The organism is Micromonospora sp. WMMA1363 (assembly GCF_030345795.1).
Lineage (GTDB): Bacteria > Actinomycetota > Actinomycetes > Mycobacteriales > Micromonosporaceae > Micromonospora.
The window spans coordinates 4333852-4345779 of sequence record NZ_JAUALB010000001.1 but is presented as its reverse complement, the minus strand read 5'-3'; the positions used below and the strand labels follow the sequence as shown (position 1 = coordinate 4345779).

Genomic DNA, 11928 nt, shown 5'->3' with positions numbered 1-11928 from the left:
AATGGTCACTCCTTCCGCGAATCCGCGGGCGGTGTGCGGAACAGCTACTTGCCGCGCGGCGCTTGGGACGTGTTCGGGTTCGGTAAGGAAGCGGTCAGCGGACCACCACGGGACGGAACGTAGCCGGGCGGGCGGCTGCGGGAACCGCGTCGCCGACGGTCGCCACAAGCCGCTCGCGTGCGGCGCGGACGCGGATCTTGAAGGCGCGGTTGAGCACGGCGTCCAACTGCCACACCTGGGTGGGGCGCCGGGTGCGGATGAAGAACCGCTCTCGAACCCCGTCGATGGCGGTGGCGGCCAGCTCGACCGAGTGCCGGCGCGGATCCGGGCTCCAGGTGACGTCGCTCAGCTCCCGCAACTCGGTGTTGAGGTACAGGCGGAGCCGGTGCAGCACGCGGGTCTGCTGGGTGACGACCAGCCGCCGGTGGGTCAGCAGCAGCAGGTACTCGCCGGCCATCGGGCGCTCCGGCCGCCCGCATCGGGCGACGAGGATGGTCGCGTCGCCGGAGCCGACGCAGCGGCGGAAGACCGGCATGTGCCGACTGGCGATCTGCATCGCCACACCGGCCTCGGCGGCGGCCGGAAGGAACGTACGGGAAAACACGTCCATGCTCTGCCCAACGACGCCCCGGCGGGGGTGACGTGGGTCGATCGGCGGAATCCGCAAGTTCCACGCCGCCATCGCACCGACAGTGCGACGCGGCATGGGTCTGCGGCTGAGAGCCGACAATGTGCGCGACCGGTTGGAGGTCACAACAGGGTGCGAGCGGGTGGCCGACCGAGGCGTCACCCCAGTCGAAGAAGCGGAGTCAGAGCAGCTCCACGATCGTCGCGTTGGCCATGCCACCGCCCTCGCACATGGTCTGCAGGCCATAGCGGATGTTGTTGTCCCGCATGTGAGCGAGCATGGTGGTCATGATCCGCGCTCCGGACGCGCCAAGCGGATGACCGAGGGCAATCGCACCGCCTCGCGGGTTCAGCCGCTCCGGGTCGGCTTCGGTCTCGGCGAGCCAGGCCAGCGGCACCGGGGCGAACGCTTCGTTGACCTCGTACACCCCGATCTCCTCGATGCCCAGCCCCGCGCGGCGCAGCGCCTTCGCGGTGGCCGGGATGGGAGCGGTGAGCATGGTGACCGGATCGTCGGCGGCGACCACGGCGGTGTGGATACGGGCCAGCGGGCGCAGGCCGTGCCGGCTGGCCCACTCCGCGGTTGTGACCGCGAGTGCCGCCGCGCCGTCGGAGATCTGGGACGCCGATCCGGCGGTGACCACGCCGTCGGGGCGGAACGGGGTGGGCAGCTCGGCGAGCTTCGCCAGCGACGTGTCCCGGCGGATCCCCTCGTCGGCGCCGAACTTGCCGCCGTCACCGAGGGCGACGGGCGCCACCTCGGGGTCGAAGGCGCCGGCGTCCTGGGCGGCGGCGGCCCGCTCGTGGCTGGCCAGCGCGAACTCGTCGAGCTGGGTCCGGGAGAAGCGCCAGCGCTGGGCGATCAGCTCGGCGCCGACACCCTGGTTGAACGGGAGCGGGGAATCCTCGGCGACGCCTTCGACGCCCCGGTAACGCTCCAGGATCGCCGCGCTGAACGGCATGCCGCCGGCCACACTTGAGCCCATCGGCACCCGGGTCATCGACTCGACGCCGCCGGCGACCACCAGGTCGGCCTGCCCGGACAGCACGGTCGCGGCGGCGAAGTGCAGCGCCTGCTGGCTGGAACCGCACTGCCGGTCGAGGGTGGTGCCGGGCACCGACTCCGGCCAACCGGCGGCGAGGACCGCGTTGCGGGCCACGTTCCACGACTGCTCGCCGACCTGGGAGACACAGCCCAAGACCACGTCGTCCACCTGCCCCGGGTCGATGCCGGTGCGTTCGGCGAGGGCGCGCAGCACGTGCGCCGAGAGGTCGACCGGATGCACGCCGGCGAGACTGCCCTTACGCCGTCCAACTGGGGTACGGACCGCGTCGACGATGACTGCGTCACTCATATCTACTCCCCGGTAACCTGGGCTGGTCTCGATCGTACGTCGTCGCCCGGCGAGTCGTCCGCCCCCATTGGCATGCTGAGCGGATGGATCCACGCTCATCCGCGGCTCGGCAGTGGCGGGTGCCGGCCGCCCTGCCGGCGGTCAAGGTCGCCGGCGCCGTCGCCGTCGTATCGCTCGGCCTGCTGCTCACCGACGACGATCCGGCTCGGCTCGTGCTCGCCGGGGTGGCCGCCGTCGCCCTGCTGGCGTGGGCCGCGCGCGACGTGCTGGCCCCGGTTCGTCTCGCGGTGGACCCGGAAGGACTCACGGTGATCCAGGGCTTCGTGGGCTACCGGCGGCTGCCCTGGTCGCAGGTGGAGGCGATCACCGTCGAGCGCCGGACCCGGCTCGGCCTGGCGGGAGCGCTGCTGGAGATCGATGCCGGGGCGTCCCTGCACCTGTTCGGCCGCGCCGACCTCGACGCCGATCCGGTCGACGTCGCCGAGGATCTGCGGGCGACCCGACCGACGCCCTGACCGGCGCGACGCGCGGGGCCACGCTCAGGCGAGGAGCACGGCGGTGCGGATCAGCGCCAGGCCGAGCAGCGCCATGATGATCACCGCGCCACCGGCTGCCTGCACCATTGTCCGCCGCGAGCGCGGGGCATACGCGAGGACGAGGGCCAGCAGTCCACCGACCGCGAGTCCGCCCAGGTGCCCCGGGATGGAGATGCCCGGCACGGTGAGCGTGAAGACCAGGTTGATCACCAGGATCGGGATGACCTGGGAGATGTCGCGGCCCATCCGGCGCTCGATGACGATCAGCGCGGCGAACAGCCCGAAGATCGCGGTGGACGCGCCGGCGGTGAACCCGTTGGGCGCGCTGAACAGGTACGCGGCGACGTTCCCGCCGAAGCCGGAGATCAGATAGAGCGCCAGGAACCGGGACCGTCCGAGGTTCGCTTCCAGCGATCGGCCGAGCACCCACAGCGCCCACGAGTTCAGCAGCAGGTGGATCACGCCGTAGTGCAGGAACATCGCGGTGACCAGGCGGTACCACTCGCCGTCGGCGATGCCCCCGATGGTGCCGTCGGGAAACCGGGCGAGCCCGAGCACCGCTCCCCACTCGGTCAGCGGCGTCCCACCGCCCAGGAGGCCGCCGAAGCCGGAGCCACCCACCGCCGCGTCACCGTTGCGGTCGGTGGCGATGGAGAGCAGCATGACCAGCACGTTGACCGCGATCAGCGCCTTGGTCACGTGGCCCTGCCGGCCGGCGGCACCGCCGCCGAAGGCGGTGCGCGCCGGCCGTACGCTGCGGCGCCCCTCGTTGACGCAGTCCGGACACTGGAAGCCGACCGCTGCCTGGCGCATGCAGTCCGGGCAGATCGAGCGGTCACAGCGGGTGCAGCGGACGTACGTCTCCCGACCCGGGTGCCGGTAACAGACCGGGGTGGTCGGCGGGGACTCGCTCACCGATGGCTCCAGGTACCCGAGCACTCAATCATGGGAGCAAAGGTACCTTGCGGTTGCCTCAGGCAGCGCTCCGCTCGATCTCGACCCGCTCGATGACGACGTCCTGCAGCGGCCGGTCCCCCGGGCCGGTCGGGGTGTTGGCGATCGAGTCGACGACCTTCGCCGACTGCTCGTCGGCCACCCGGCCGAAGATCGTGTGCCGGTTGTTCAGGTGCGGGGTCGGGGCGACCGTGATGAAGAACTGCGAGCCGTTGGTCCCCGGTCCGGCATTCGCCATCGCCAGCAGGTACGGCTGGTCGAAGCGCAGCTCGGGGTGGAACTCGTCGGCGAAGGTGTAGCCCGGACCGCCACGGCCGGTGCCCGTCGGGTCACCCATCTGGATCATGAACCCGCTGATCACGCGGTGCGAGATGGTCCCGTCGTAGTAGGGGCCGCTGCCCGGCTGGCCGGTGCGCGGGTCGGTGTACTGGCGCGTGCCCTCGGCCAGCTCCACGAAGTTCTGCACGGTCTTCGGGGCATGGTTCGGAAAGAGTTCCAACCGGATCGGACCGGCGTTGGTGTGCAGGGTGGCGTAGACAGCCTCGGCCACGGGTACTCCTCAGTCGTTGGTCAGTTCCATGCGGATCCTCCCATGTGCCCGATCTGGCCATGCGGAGGCATCCAAAGGTGGAGGATGACGGAGGACAACTCCCAGGAGGTGGGACCGTGTTTGGAATCGGGCGACGCAAGACCCAGGCGCAGCTGGCAAAGGCCGAGCTGAACCAGGGCTTCGGTCACCTGAGGCAGGCGGCGACGTACGCGGCGAAGGGCGCCGGCGCCACGGTCGGCCCGCGGGTCCGGGCGGCTCGGGGTGCGATCGCACCGACCGCCGTCGTCGTCCGCGACCGGGCTTCGAGCGGCTACGCGTCGACCGTCGCGGTACTCGCGCCGCTGGCCCTCGCCCTCCGCAGCGCGCAGGCCGAGGCGGCCCGGAAGGACGTCAGCGGGCGGGGGACCGCCGCCGCGAAGCAGGACGCCGTCAGCAGGAAGGTGAAGGCGAGGAACATGAAGGCAGCGCGGAAGAAGAAGTCCGGCCGGGGCAGCGTGATGACCGGCCTCCTCGTGGCCGGCGCGGTGGCCGGCATGGCCGGCGCGATGGCGCTGCGGCGGCGCCGCGAGCAGCAGGAGTGGGCCGAGTACGACCCGACCCGATCCCTCGAGCCGATGCGTAACGAGGTGGACACCATCGAGGTCAACACCCGCACGCCGGCCGAGAAGGCGTCCACCGTGGCAGGTGACTCCCCGACGACCGGCACGGGTGCCTCGGCGATGACCGGGGGCAGCGCCACCGCCGCCTCCGGCAAGCAGACCCCGCCCCGCGCCGCCGACAAGGTCGCCTCGGCGGCCGACGGTGCCAAGGACTCGTCCGGCCGCTCGGCAGACGACCTGACCAAAGTCGCCAACCGCCCCAACGGCCGCCGCTGACCACACTCCCCCACCCCGCGCGATCGTGCACTTCGGGCCGGCCTTCCGCGGCTTTCGCCGCATTCGTCCAGCCGGAATGCGTAGATCGCGCGGGTTCGTGGTTAGAGCCAGCCGTTCCGGCGGAACCAGCGGTACAGGGCCAGGGAGATCCCGAGCATCAGGGCCAGGACGGTCGGGTAGCCATAGGTCCACCGCAGTTCGGGCATGAACTCGAAGTTCATGCCGTAGATGCCGGCGATGGCGGTCCAGACCGCGGCGATGGCCGCCCAGGCCGCGATCTTGCGCATGTCGTTGTTCTGGTCGACGGTGACCTGCGCCAGCCGCGCCTGGAGGATCGAGTTGAGCAGATCATCGTACGAGTTGACCTGCTCCACGGTGCGACTGAGGTGGTCCTGGACGTCACGGAAGTAGCGGCGGATCTCCTTCGGCACGCCCCGGTTCGACTGCGCGGTGAGCGCCATCAGCGGACGTTGGAGCGGCATCACCGCCCGCTTGAACTCGACCAGTTCGCGCTTCATCTGGTAGATCCGCTGGATACGACCGCTGCCCTGCCGGTCGAACACCTGGGTCTCCAACGTGTCGAGATCGTCCTCCAGTTGGTCGGCTACCTCCAGGTAGAGGTCGACCACCCGGTCGGTCACCGCGTACCCCACCGCCCAGGGTCCGTGCAGCAGCAACTCGCGCTTGGTCTCCAAGTCCGCCCGCACCGGCGCGAGCCGGCAGGCGTCCCCGTGCCGGACGCTGACCAGGAAGCTCGGGCCGAGGAAGAGCATCACCTGACCGGTCTCGACAACCTCGGACGTCTCCGTCAGCTCGGAATGTTCGCAATAGCGGGCGGTCCGTAGCACCAGAAAGCTCACCTCGCCGAACTGCTCCAGCTTGGGTCGCTGCTGCGCCTTGACCGCGTCCTCGACGGCCAGTTCGTGCAACCCGTAGGTGGCGGCGATCTCGGTCATCTCCGCCAGTTCGGGCTCGTGCAGGCCCAGCCAGACGAAGCCGTTGCCCGCCCGCCGCGCCGCGGCCAGCGCCTCGGCGTGGTGCCAGTCACCGGGCTGTCGTTCCCCGTCGACGTAGAGGGCGCAGTCGACGATCGCGCTCCGCTGAGGTCCGACCGGTGCCGGGACGCGCGCGGAGCCGTCGGGGGTGAGTCGCCGGGTCATGGCGCGCACCGGCGCTGCCCAGTCCCGGGGCCGGATCACCCGACCGCCACCTGGCGTCACCGCCCGTCCCCGCTCCAACCGGCCCGCCATCACGCCCCCTTCCCCGCGCCGCGGGTTGCAGGGTACGCCGTTCACCGCGTCATCGCCGGCGACGGACCGCCACCGGGGTGGGCGCCGGGTGGGCCGGGCCGCATCGGGGGTGAGGGAACGACACGGTCCACCCGGCGCCCGGTGGGGGCGGGGGAATGTGCTGCTGGCGCCGCCCCACACGTGTCCCCGTGGGGCGCCCGGAATCGGGATGCGGCTCGGCCCCGGGGCCGTGGCCTGCACTACACGTGGTGAGTGACGCTCGCAGCATTGTGGGCCGCCAGCCGCCCCGGCGGGAGGCCCGGGGCGGTTGATATCGCCGTACTGTCGGAAACCCGACAAAAATTCAGCCGCGTACGGCGTCGATCGCCGCCGCGAGCCGGCGTACGCCCTCCTCGATCCGGTCGGCCGTCACCGCCGAGTACGCCAGCCGCAACGCGTGCCGCCCCCCGTCGAGAACGAAATCACTGCCCTTGACCACGGCGACCCCGCGTTCGGCCGCCGCCGGGGCGAGCAGATCCACGTCGACCTCCGCGGGCAACTCCACCCAGAGGAAGTAGCCGCCGTCCGGCTCGACGAAACGGGCCTGCGGGATGTGCCGCCGCAGCGCCTCGGCGAGCACCCGGGCACGTTCCCCGAGAGCCCGACAGACGGTTTCGATCGAACGGTCGATCTCCCCCGAGACACAGAACTGATGCACGATCGCCTCGGAGACCATGCCGGGCGAGATGTAGAGACTGGTTGCCTTCTTCGCGATATCGGCGATGAGGTCCGCCGCCCCGACCAGGTAGCCCACCCGCACGCCGGGGCAGACCGTCTTCGTGAAACTGGAGGCGTGCACCACCACGCCACGAGTGTCTAGGGAGAGCATCGACGGCAGGGCATCACCCCGGAACCGGATGTCCGCGTACGGGTCGTCCTCGAAGATCGTGAACTCGTACTCGGCGGCGAGGTCGAGTAGCTCCCGCCGCTTCTCCATGCTGAGCGTCACGCCCGCCGGGTTCTGGTAGTTCGGGATCACGTGCGCGAGCCGGGGGCGCACCCCGGACTCCAGCAGCTTGCGCAGTTCGGCGGTGTCCAGCCCGTCCGGCTGGACGGTGATCCCATGCAACTCGCCGCCCATCCGCTTCAGGTTGCGCAGCGTCCGATCGTACGTGGGGCGCTCCACCACGACCGCGTCGCCGGAGCGGACAAGATGGTCGAAGAGAAACGCGTCGGCCTGGAGGGAACCGTTGGTGACCAGGACCTGGTCGGCCTGGACCCCATGCTTCTTGGCGATCCACTCGCGCAGTGGGAGGTAACCGACGGAGGTGCCGTACGCCGTCACTCCGGCGGGGTCGGCGTCGAACGCGCGGACGGCGGCGGCCTTGAGCCCCTCGACATCGACGATGTCCAACGAGGGAGCGCCACGGGCGAAGGAGATCAGCTGCTCGGCGGTCATGGCTGTTCAGCGTACGGAAGACGACGGCGGGTGTGCGGTCGGCACGGCGATGTCCGCATCCTGAGCCACCGGGACGGGTGACCGGGGTCCACCGGTCGGCAGCACATCGGACCGGAAGGCCGAGCGGGTCGTGCTGCGCCGCGTGGCACAACCCTTCCAGGCTCGGCCCGAGCGTGATCAGCTGCCCCAGTCGAAGGAGGACCGCCGCGGCGATCCACCCCCGTCGCGTCCTGCTGCTCGGGTCGGTGCGCGGGCCGAGCCGATGCTCAACCGGCGCCGACCATCCGGTTCGCCGCCCAGACCCGCATGATGTCCCGGACCGAGATCACCCCGGCGACCTCACGGCCGTCGAGCACCACCAGGTGCCGAAAACCGCCGCGGGCCATCGCGGCGGCCGCCTCCTCGACCGTCCACTCCGGCCCGGCGTACACCACCTCCCAGGTCAGGTGTGCCCCGGTCCGCTCGACGTCGCAGTCCAGTCCGGCCCCGATCGCGTTGAGCACGTCCCGTTCCGTCATGATCCCGATTCCCTCGGAGTCCGGATCGACCACGACCGCCGACCCGATCCGGCGAGCGGACATCATCTGGGCCGCCTGGCGGAGCGTATGCTCCGGGCCGACCACGAGAACCTCGCTGGACATCGCTTCCCGAACCTGCATCACGCATCACCCCTTCGGGACGGTGGCACCCGGTACGCAACATGGTGCGCCTGGCACCTTTCCGGGACAAGACCACACATCGCCGTACTCCGCAGCGGCTCGCTACTGTCGAGGCGTGTCCTTCGAGCCCCTACGCTGCGCAGGCGCACCGATCGTCGATGACGACGGCCGCCTGTTCGTCCGGCGGCGGCCCCCCGGCCGGCGCCTGTATTCCAACTGCTGGGACAGCGTGGGTGGTCACCTGGAACCGGGCGAGGAGGGTCTGACCCGCCGGACCACGGGGGACGCCTGCGCCCTGCTGGGCACGATCCATCCGTGAACGACATCGTCGACCTGGCGTCACACCGGTTCGCCGGGTTCGTGGCCCCGGCGGTCGACCGAGCGTTCGTCGCCGGAATGCGCGCCGGACGGGACGGCGGCGGCGCCGCGGCCAGCCAGCGGTACGGCGGCCCGGCGGCCACCGGTTTCCTGGTGGAGCTCCGCACCCGCCTCGCCGCACCGGGCGGGACGGTGGACGAGGCCGGGTTCGCGGCGGTCACCCGGTACCGGGATCCGGCCGAGTGCCGGCGCGGTATGGACCGGCACGTCGCACACGGGATGGTCCACCGTCGTCCGGACGGAGCCGTCACCGCCACCGAGCGGGGGCTGGCCTTCCTCGACGAGCTGTGGCTGGTGCAGGCCGCGGCGACCGAGACGCTGTGGGCGGAGCACCCGGACCGGGTACTGCGGCTGGTCGAGGCGCTCGGCCGGGTGCTCGGGTACGCCCTCCTGCTGGCCGAGGAGGATGGTGACGGCGGGGCCGGCAGTGCGTTCGCGGCGATGGCGCCACCACACGAGCCGGACGGCACCCCGCCCGGTGTGCTGCTGCTCAACCGGCTCGGCACGCTGCGCCACCACCGGGCCGACGCCCACGCTGCGGCGTGGGCCGCCGCCGGGCACACCGCCACGAGCATCGTCATGCTGGGCGCCGGTCCGCAACGGCTCGCCATCGAACTGGAGACCAACCGCCGGTCGGCCGCCCCGTACCTGGTGCTCACCGCCGAGGAGCGGCTGGCGATGCTTGCCGACCTGGCGGCTCTGCCCGGCTGACCCGATTGCTGGTGCCGCTCCGCCGAGCGCCGCCATCCACCTGCGGCAGGTGACACGAACGGAACATGATGCTGGCATGGTCGGAATGGTGCTGGCAGCTGGAGCCGGGCGGCGGCTGCGCCCGTACACCGACACCCTGCCGAAAGCGTTGGTGCCGGTGGACGGAGAAACCACGATCCTCGACATCGCGCTGCGCAATCTCGCCGAGGTCGGGCTGACCGAGATCGTCGTCGTGGTCGGCTACGCCGCCGACGCGGTCCGAAAGCGGCAGGCCGGCCTGGAGCGGCGGTACCGCGTCACGCTCACCCTGGTGTCGAACGACAGGGCCGAGGAGTGGAACAACGCGTACTCCCTCTGGCTGGCCCGGGAGTGGTTCACCCGCGGTGTCCTGCTGGTCAACGGCGACACGGTCCACCCCGTGAGTGTGGAGAAGACCCTGCTGACCGAACGCGGGCCAGACGTCCTCCTGGCGATCGACACGGTCAAGCCACTGGCCGAGGAGGAGATGAAGACGACCTTCGACACGACCGGCCAGCTCACCCGGATCAGCAAGCTGATCGTCCCGGGCGAGGCGCACGGGGAGTACATCGGCGCGACCCTGATCGAGCCACAGGCCGCCGGCGCACTCGCCGACGCGCTGGAGGTGACCTGGCGACGGGACCCGAACCTCTACTACGAGGACGGCTATCAGGAGTTCGCCGAGCGGGGCGGTGAGGTACGGGCGGCGCCGATCGGCGACGTCCCCTGGATCGAGGTGGACAACCACGACGACCTGACGCGGGCACGGGAGATCGCGTGCCACTGCTAGCCCGTACCGTCACCACGCCACTCGCCATCGAGGTCCGCCGCGGCGCGGTGGCCGATCTCGCTGCGCTGCTCGCCGACCGGCGGATCTCGGCCGGCGGCGACGTGGCGGTGGTGGTCGGACCGGGGCAGGGCGAGCAGGTCGTCGAGCTGTGCCGGCCGACGCTGGACTCGGCCGACGTGTTCACCGTGACCGGTGGCAGCGTCGACTCCGCCAACGAACTCCTCGACCGGCTCCGCCGCCGGCACTACGACGCGGTGGTCGGGATCGGTGGTGGGAAGACGATCGACACCGCGAAGTACGCGGCCACCCGGTACGGCCTCCCGATGGTCACCGTCGCCACGAGCCTCGCCAACGACGGCATCGCCTCCCCGGTGGCCTCGTTGACGCACGAGGGCGGCAAGGGCTCGTACGGGGTGCACATGCCGATCGCCGTCCTGGTCGACCTCGACTTCGTGGAGCACGGTCCGGACCGGCAGACCCAGGCCGGGATCGGTGACGCGGTGAGCAACCTCAACGCCTGCGCCGACTGGGAGCTTGCCCACGAGGTCCGGGGCGAGCCGATCGACGGGCTCGCCGTAACGCTGGCCCGCACCAGCGCGGAGGCGCTACTCAACCACCCCAGCAAGATCACCGATGACGCGTTCCTGACCACGCTGGCCGAGGCGCTGATCCTCGGCGGCATCGCCATGTCGATCTGTGGGTCCAGCCGGCCGGCCAGCGGCGGCGACCACGAGATCTCGCACGCCATCGAGCACCTCTGGCCGGGGACCAGCTCACACGGGGAGCAGGTGGGACTGGGTGCGCTCTTCTGCACCTGGCTGCGGGGCGACGTGGAGCGTTTCGGGCAGCTCGCTCGCTGCCTGCACCGGCACGGTCTGGCGACCCGGCCAGCGGACGTCGGGCTCACCGACGAGCAGTTCGTCGAGGCCGTCCGCTTCGCGCCGCGGACCCGACCGGACCGCTACACGATCCTCGAGCACCTCGCCCTGCCCGCCGACGACCTCAGGAACCGGTTGGGAGACCAACTTGACGCCCTCCGTGATCACTGTGGCTGAGCACTCCCGGCCGACGGTTTCCGACTTCCACCGGACGAACCGGGGTGGAGGGCTGTTCAGCGAACTGGTCAGCCAGCGGATCGGCGCGGCCTTCGCCGTCGGCGCGCATCGGCTCGGGCTACGGCCCACCGCGCTGACCATCGCCAACCTGGTGGTCGGGCTGAGCACCTCGGTGGTCGTGGTGGCGCTGGCCGAGCCGGTCGCCGACGGCCGGGAGCCGGCCTGGCTCGTCGGGGCGCTCGCGCTGGTCGGCTGGCAGGTCGCGTACGCGCTGGACTGTGCCGACGGGCAGCTCGCCCGGGTCACCGGCCGGGGCAGCACCGCGGGTGCCCGGGCGGACGTGCTCTGCGACGTGGCGACCCAGATCGCGCTGGTCGCGGCGCTCACCGCGACCAGCGTGGCCCAATCGCCGTCGACGCCGACCTGGCTCATCGCGGCGTTCGCCGGAACGTGGATGGTCAACCTGGTGACGTCGGTGATGCAGTCCGATCCGAACGCGGCCAGCATGGTCACCTCGACCTCACTGCCGGTACGCCTGGTGAAGCTGGTACGCGACTACGGTGCAGTGATCTTCTTGGCCGGGCTGGTGCTGCTCATCGCGCCCGCGCTCACCCTCTGGCTGGTGGTCACGTTCACGATCGTCAACGGCGGCTTCCTCCTCGCCAGCATCGCCTTCTCCGCCCGCGCCTCGCTCCGCTGACGGCGCAACCGTCCACCGCCGCGTCAGGACCG

14 protein-coding genes are annotated in these 11928 nt (G+C 71.2%); 7 read left to right on the top strand and 7 right to left on the bottom strand.

What is annotated here, in order from left to right; all coding sequences use genetic code 11:
* Nucleotides 1-94: 94 nt before the first annotated feature.
* Nucleotides 95-610 (bottom strand): hypothetical protein, encoded by a 516-nt coding sequence (locus QTQ03_RS20245; RefSeq protein ID WP_289280919.1) that lies wholly within the window; start codon nt 608-610, stop codon nt 95-97.
* Nucleotides 611-809: 199 nt separating this feature from the next.
* On the bottom strand, nt 810-1982 hold the full coding sequence (locus QTQ03_RS20240) for a thiolase family protein (RefSeq protein ID WP_289279416.1): 1173 nt from the start codon (nt 1980-1982) through the stop codon (nt 810-812).
* A gap of 83 nt (nt 1983-2065) precedes the next feature.
* Here QTQ03_RS20240 and QTQ03_RS20235 point away from each other — a divergent pair, with 83 nt between their 5' ends.
* Complete coding sequence (locus tag QTQ03_RS20235; RefSeq protein ID WP_289279415.1) at nt 2066-2497, top strand: PH domain-containing protein; 432 nt, start codon at nt 2066-2068, stop codon at nt 2495-2497.
* 24 nt (nt 2498-2521) lie between these two features.
* On the opposite strand, the gene QTQ03_RS20230 is transcribed toward QTQ03_RS20235, so the two are convergent.
* The gene (locus tag QTQ03_RS20230) at nt 2522-3433 is read right to left on the bottom strand and encodes a rhomboid family intramembrane serine protease (protein ID WP_289279414.1); all 912 of its coding nucleotides are present in this window, start codon (nt 3431-3433) and stop codon (nt 2522-2524) included.
* 58 nt (nt 3434-3491) lie between these two features.
* On the bottom strand, nt 3492-4022 hold the full coding sequence (locus QTQ03_RS20225; protein WP_289279413.1) for a peptidylprolyl isomerase: 531 nt from the start codon (nt 4020-4022) through the stop codon (nt 3492-3494).
* A gap of 59 nt (nt 4023-4081) precedes the next feature.
* On the opposite strand from QTQ03_RS20225, the gene QTQ03_RS20220 reads away from it, so the two are divergent.
* On the top strand, nt 4082-4897 hold the full coding sequence (locus QTQ03_RS20220; RefSeq protein WP_289279412.1) for a hypothetical protein: 816 nt from the start codon (nt 4082-4084) through the stop codon (nt 4895-4897).
* A 101-nt stretch (nt 4898-4998) separates the two neighbouring features.
* Here QTQ03_RS20220 and corA read toward each other — a convergent pair whose 3' ends face one another.
* From corA to QTQ03_RS20205, 3 genes are all read right to left on the bottom strand, one after another.
* Nucleotides 4999-6147, bottom strand: a complete 1149-nt coding sequence (corA, locus tag QTQ03_RS20215; protein WP_289279411.1) for a magnesium/cobalt transporter CorA — start codon at nt 6145-6147, stop codon at nt 4999-5001.
* A gap of 343 nt (nt 6148-6490) precedes the next feature.
* Nucleotides 6491-7585, bottom strand: coding sequence for an aminotransferase-like domain-containing protein (locus QTQ03_RS20210; RefSeq protein ID WP_289279410.1), 1095 nt, complete (start codon nt 7583-7585; stop codon nt 6491-6493).
* Nucleotides 7586-7851: 266 nt separating this feature from the next.
* Nucleotides 7852-8244: a CBS domain-containing protein gene (locus QTQ03_RS20205; protein WP_289279409.1), complete on the bottom strand. Its 393-nt coding sequence runs from the start codon at nt 8242-8244 to the stop codon at nt 7852-7854.
* Between the two features lie 115 nt (nt 8245-8359).
* Between QTQ03_RS20205 and QTQ03_RS20200 the strand changes: the two genes are divergently transcribed.
* The 5 genes from QTQ03_RS20200 (at nt 8360) to QTQ03_RS20180 (ending at nt 11896) form a co-directional block, all read left to right on the top strand.
* Nucleotides 8360-8563, top strand: coding sequence for an NUDIX hydrolase (locus QTQ03_RS20200; protein ID WP_289279408.1), 204 nt, complete (start codon nt 8360-8362; stop codon nt 8561-8563).
* Nucleotides 8560-9333, top strand: a complete 774-nt coding sequence (locus tag QTQ03_RS20195) for a hypothetical protein (RefSeq protein WP_289279407.1) — start codon at nt 8560-8562, stop codon at nt 9331-9333. Before QTQ03_RS20200 ends, QTQ03_RS20195 begins: the two co-directional genes overlap by 4 nt.
* A 76-nt stretch (nt 9334-9409) precedes the next feature.
* On the top strand, nt 9410-10141 hold the full coding sequence (locus tag QTQ03_RS20190) for a phosphocholine cytidylyltransferase family protein (RefSeq protein WP_289279406.1): 732 nt from the start codon (nt 9410-9412) through the stop codon (nt 10139-10141).
* Nucleotides 10129-11196: an iron-containing alcohol dehydrogenase family protein gene (locus QTQ03_RS20185; protein ID WP_289279405.1), complete on the top strand. Its 1068-nt coding sequence runs from the start codon at nt 10129-10131 to the stop codon at nt 11194-11196. Before QTQ03_RS20190 ends, QTQ03_RS20185 begins: the two co-directional genes overlap by 13 nt.
* Nucleotides 11180-11896: a CDP-alcohol phosphatidyltransferase family protein gene (locus QTQ03_RS20180; protein WP_289279404.1), complete on the top strand. Its 717-nt coding sequence runs from the start codon at nt 11180-11182 to the stop codon at nt 11894-11896. The genes QTQ03_RS20185 and QTQ03_RS20180 overlap by 17 nt, the downstream gene beginning before the upstream one ends.
* Nucleotides 11897-11928: the final 32 nt, after the last annotated feature.

What these genes read in the sequence shown, in the direction of transcription:
- QTQ03_RS20235 (WP_289279415.1), top strand. Translation starts at nt 2,066, where the DNA reads ATGGATCCACGCTCATCCGCGGCTCGGCAGTGGCGGGTGCCGGCCGCC.
- QTQ03_RS20245 (WP_289280919.1), bottom strand. Translation starts at nt 610, where the DNA reads ATGGACGTGTTTTCCCGTACGTTCCTTCCGGCCGCCGCCGAGGCCGGT.
- QTQ03_RS20210 (WP_289279410.1), bottom strand. Translation starts at nt 7,585, where the DNA reads ATGACCGCCGAGCAGCTGATCTCCTTCGCCCGTGGCGCTCCCTCGTTG.
- QTQ03_RS20205 (WP_289279409.1), bottom strand. Translation starts at nt 8,244, where the DNA reads ATGCAGGTTCGGGAAGCGATGTCCAGCGAGGTTCTCGTGGTCGGCCCG.
- QTQ03_RS20240 (WP_289279416.1), bottom strand. Translation starts at nt 1,982, where the DNA reads ATGAGTGACGCAGTCATCGTCGACGCGGTCCGTACCCCAGTTGGACGG.
- corA (WP_289279411.1), bottom strand. Translation starts at nt 6,147, where the DNA reads ATGGCGGGCCGGTTGGAGCGGGGACGGGCGGTGACGCCAGGTGGCGGT.
- QTQ03_RS20220 (WP_289279412.1), top strand. Translation starts at nt 4,082, where the DNA reads ATGCGGAGGCATCCAAAGGTGGAGGATGACGGAGGACAACTCCCAGGA.
- QTQ03_RS20190 (WP_289279406.1), top strand. Translation starts at nt 9,410, where the DNA reads ATGGTCGGAATGGTGCTGGCAGCTGGAGCCGGGCGGCGGCTGCGCCCG.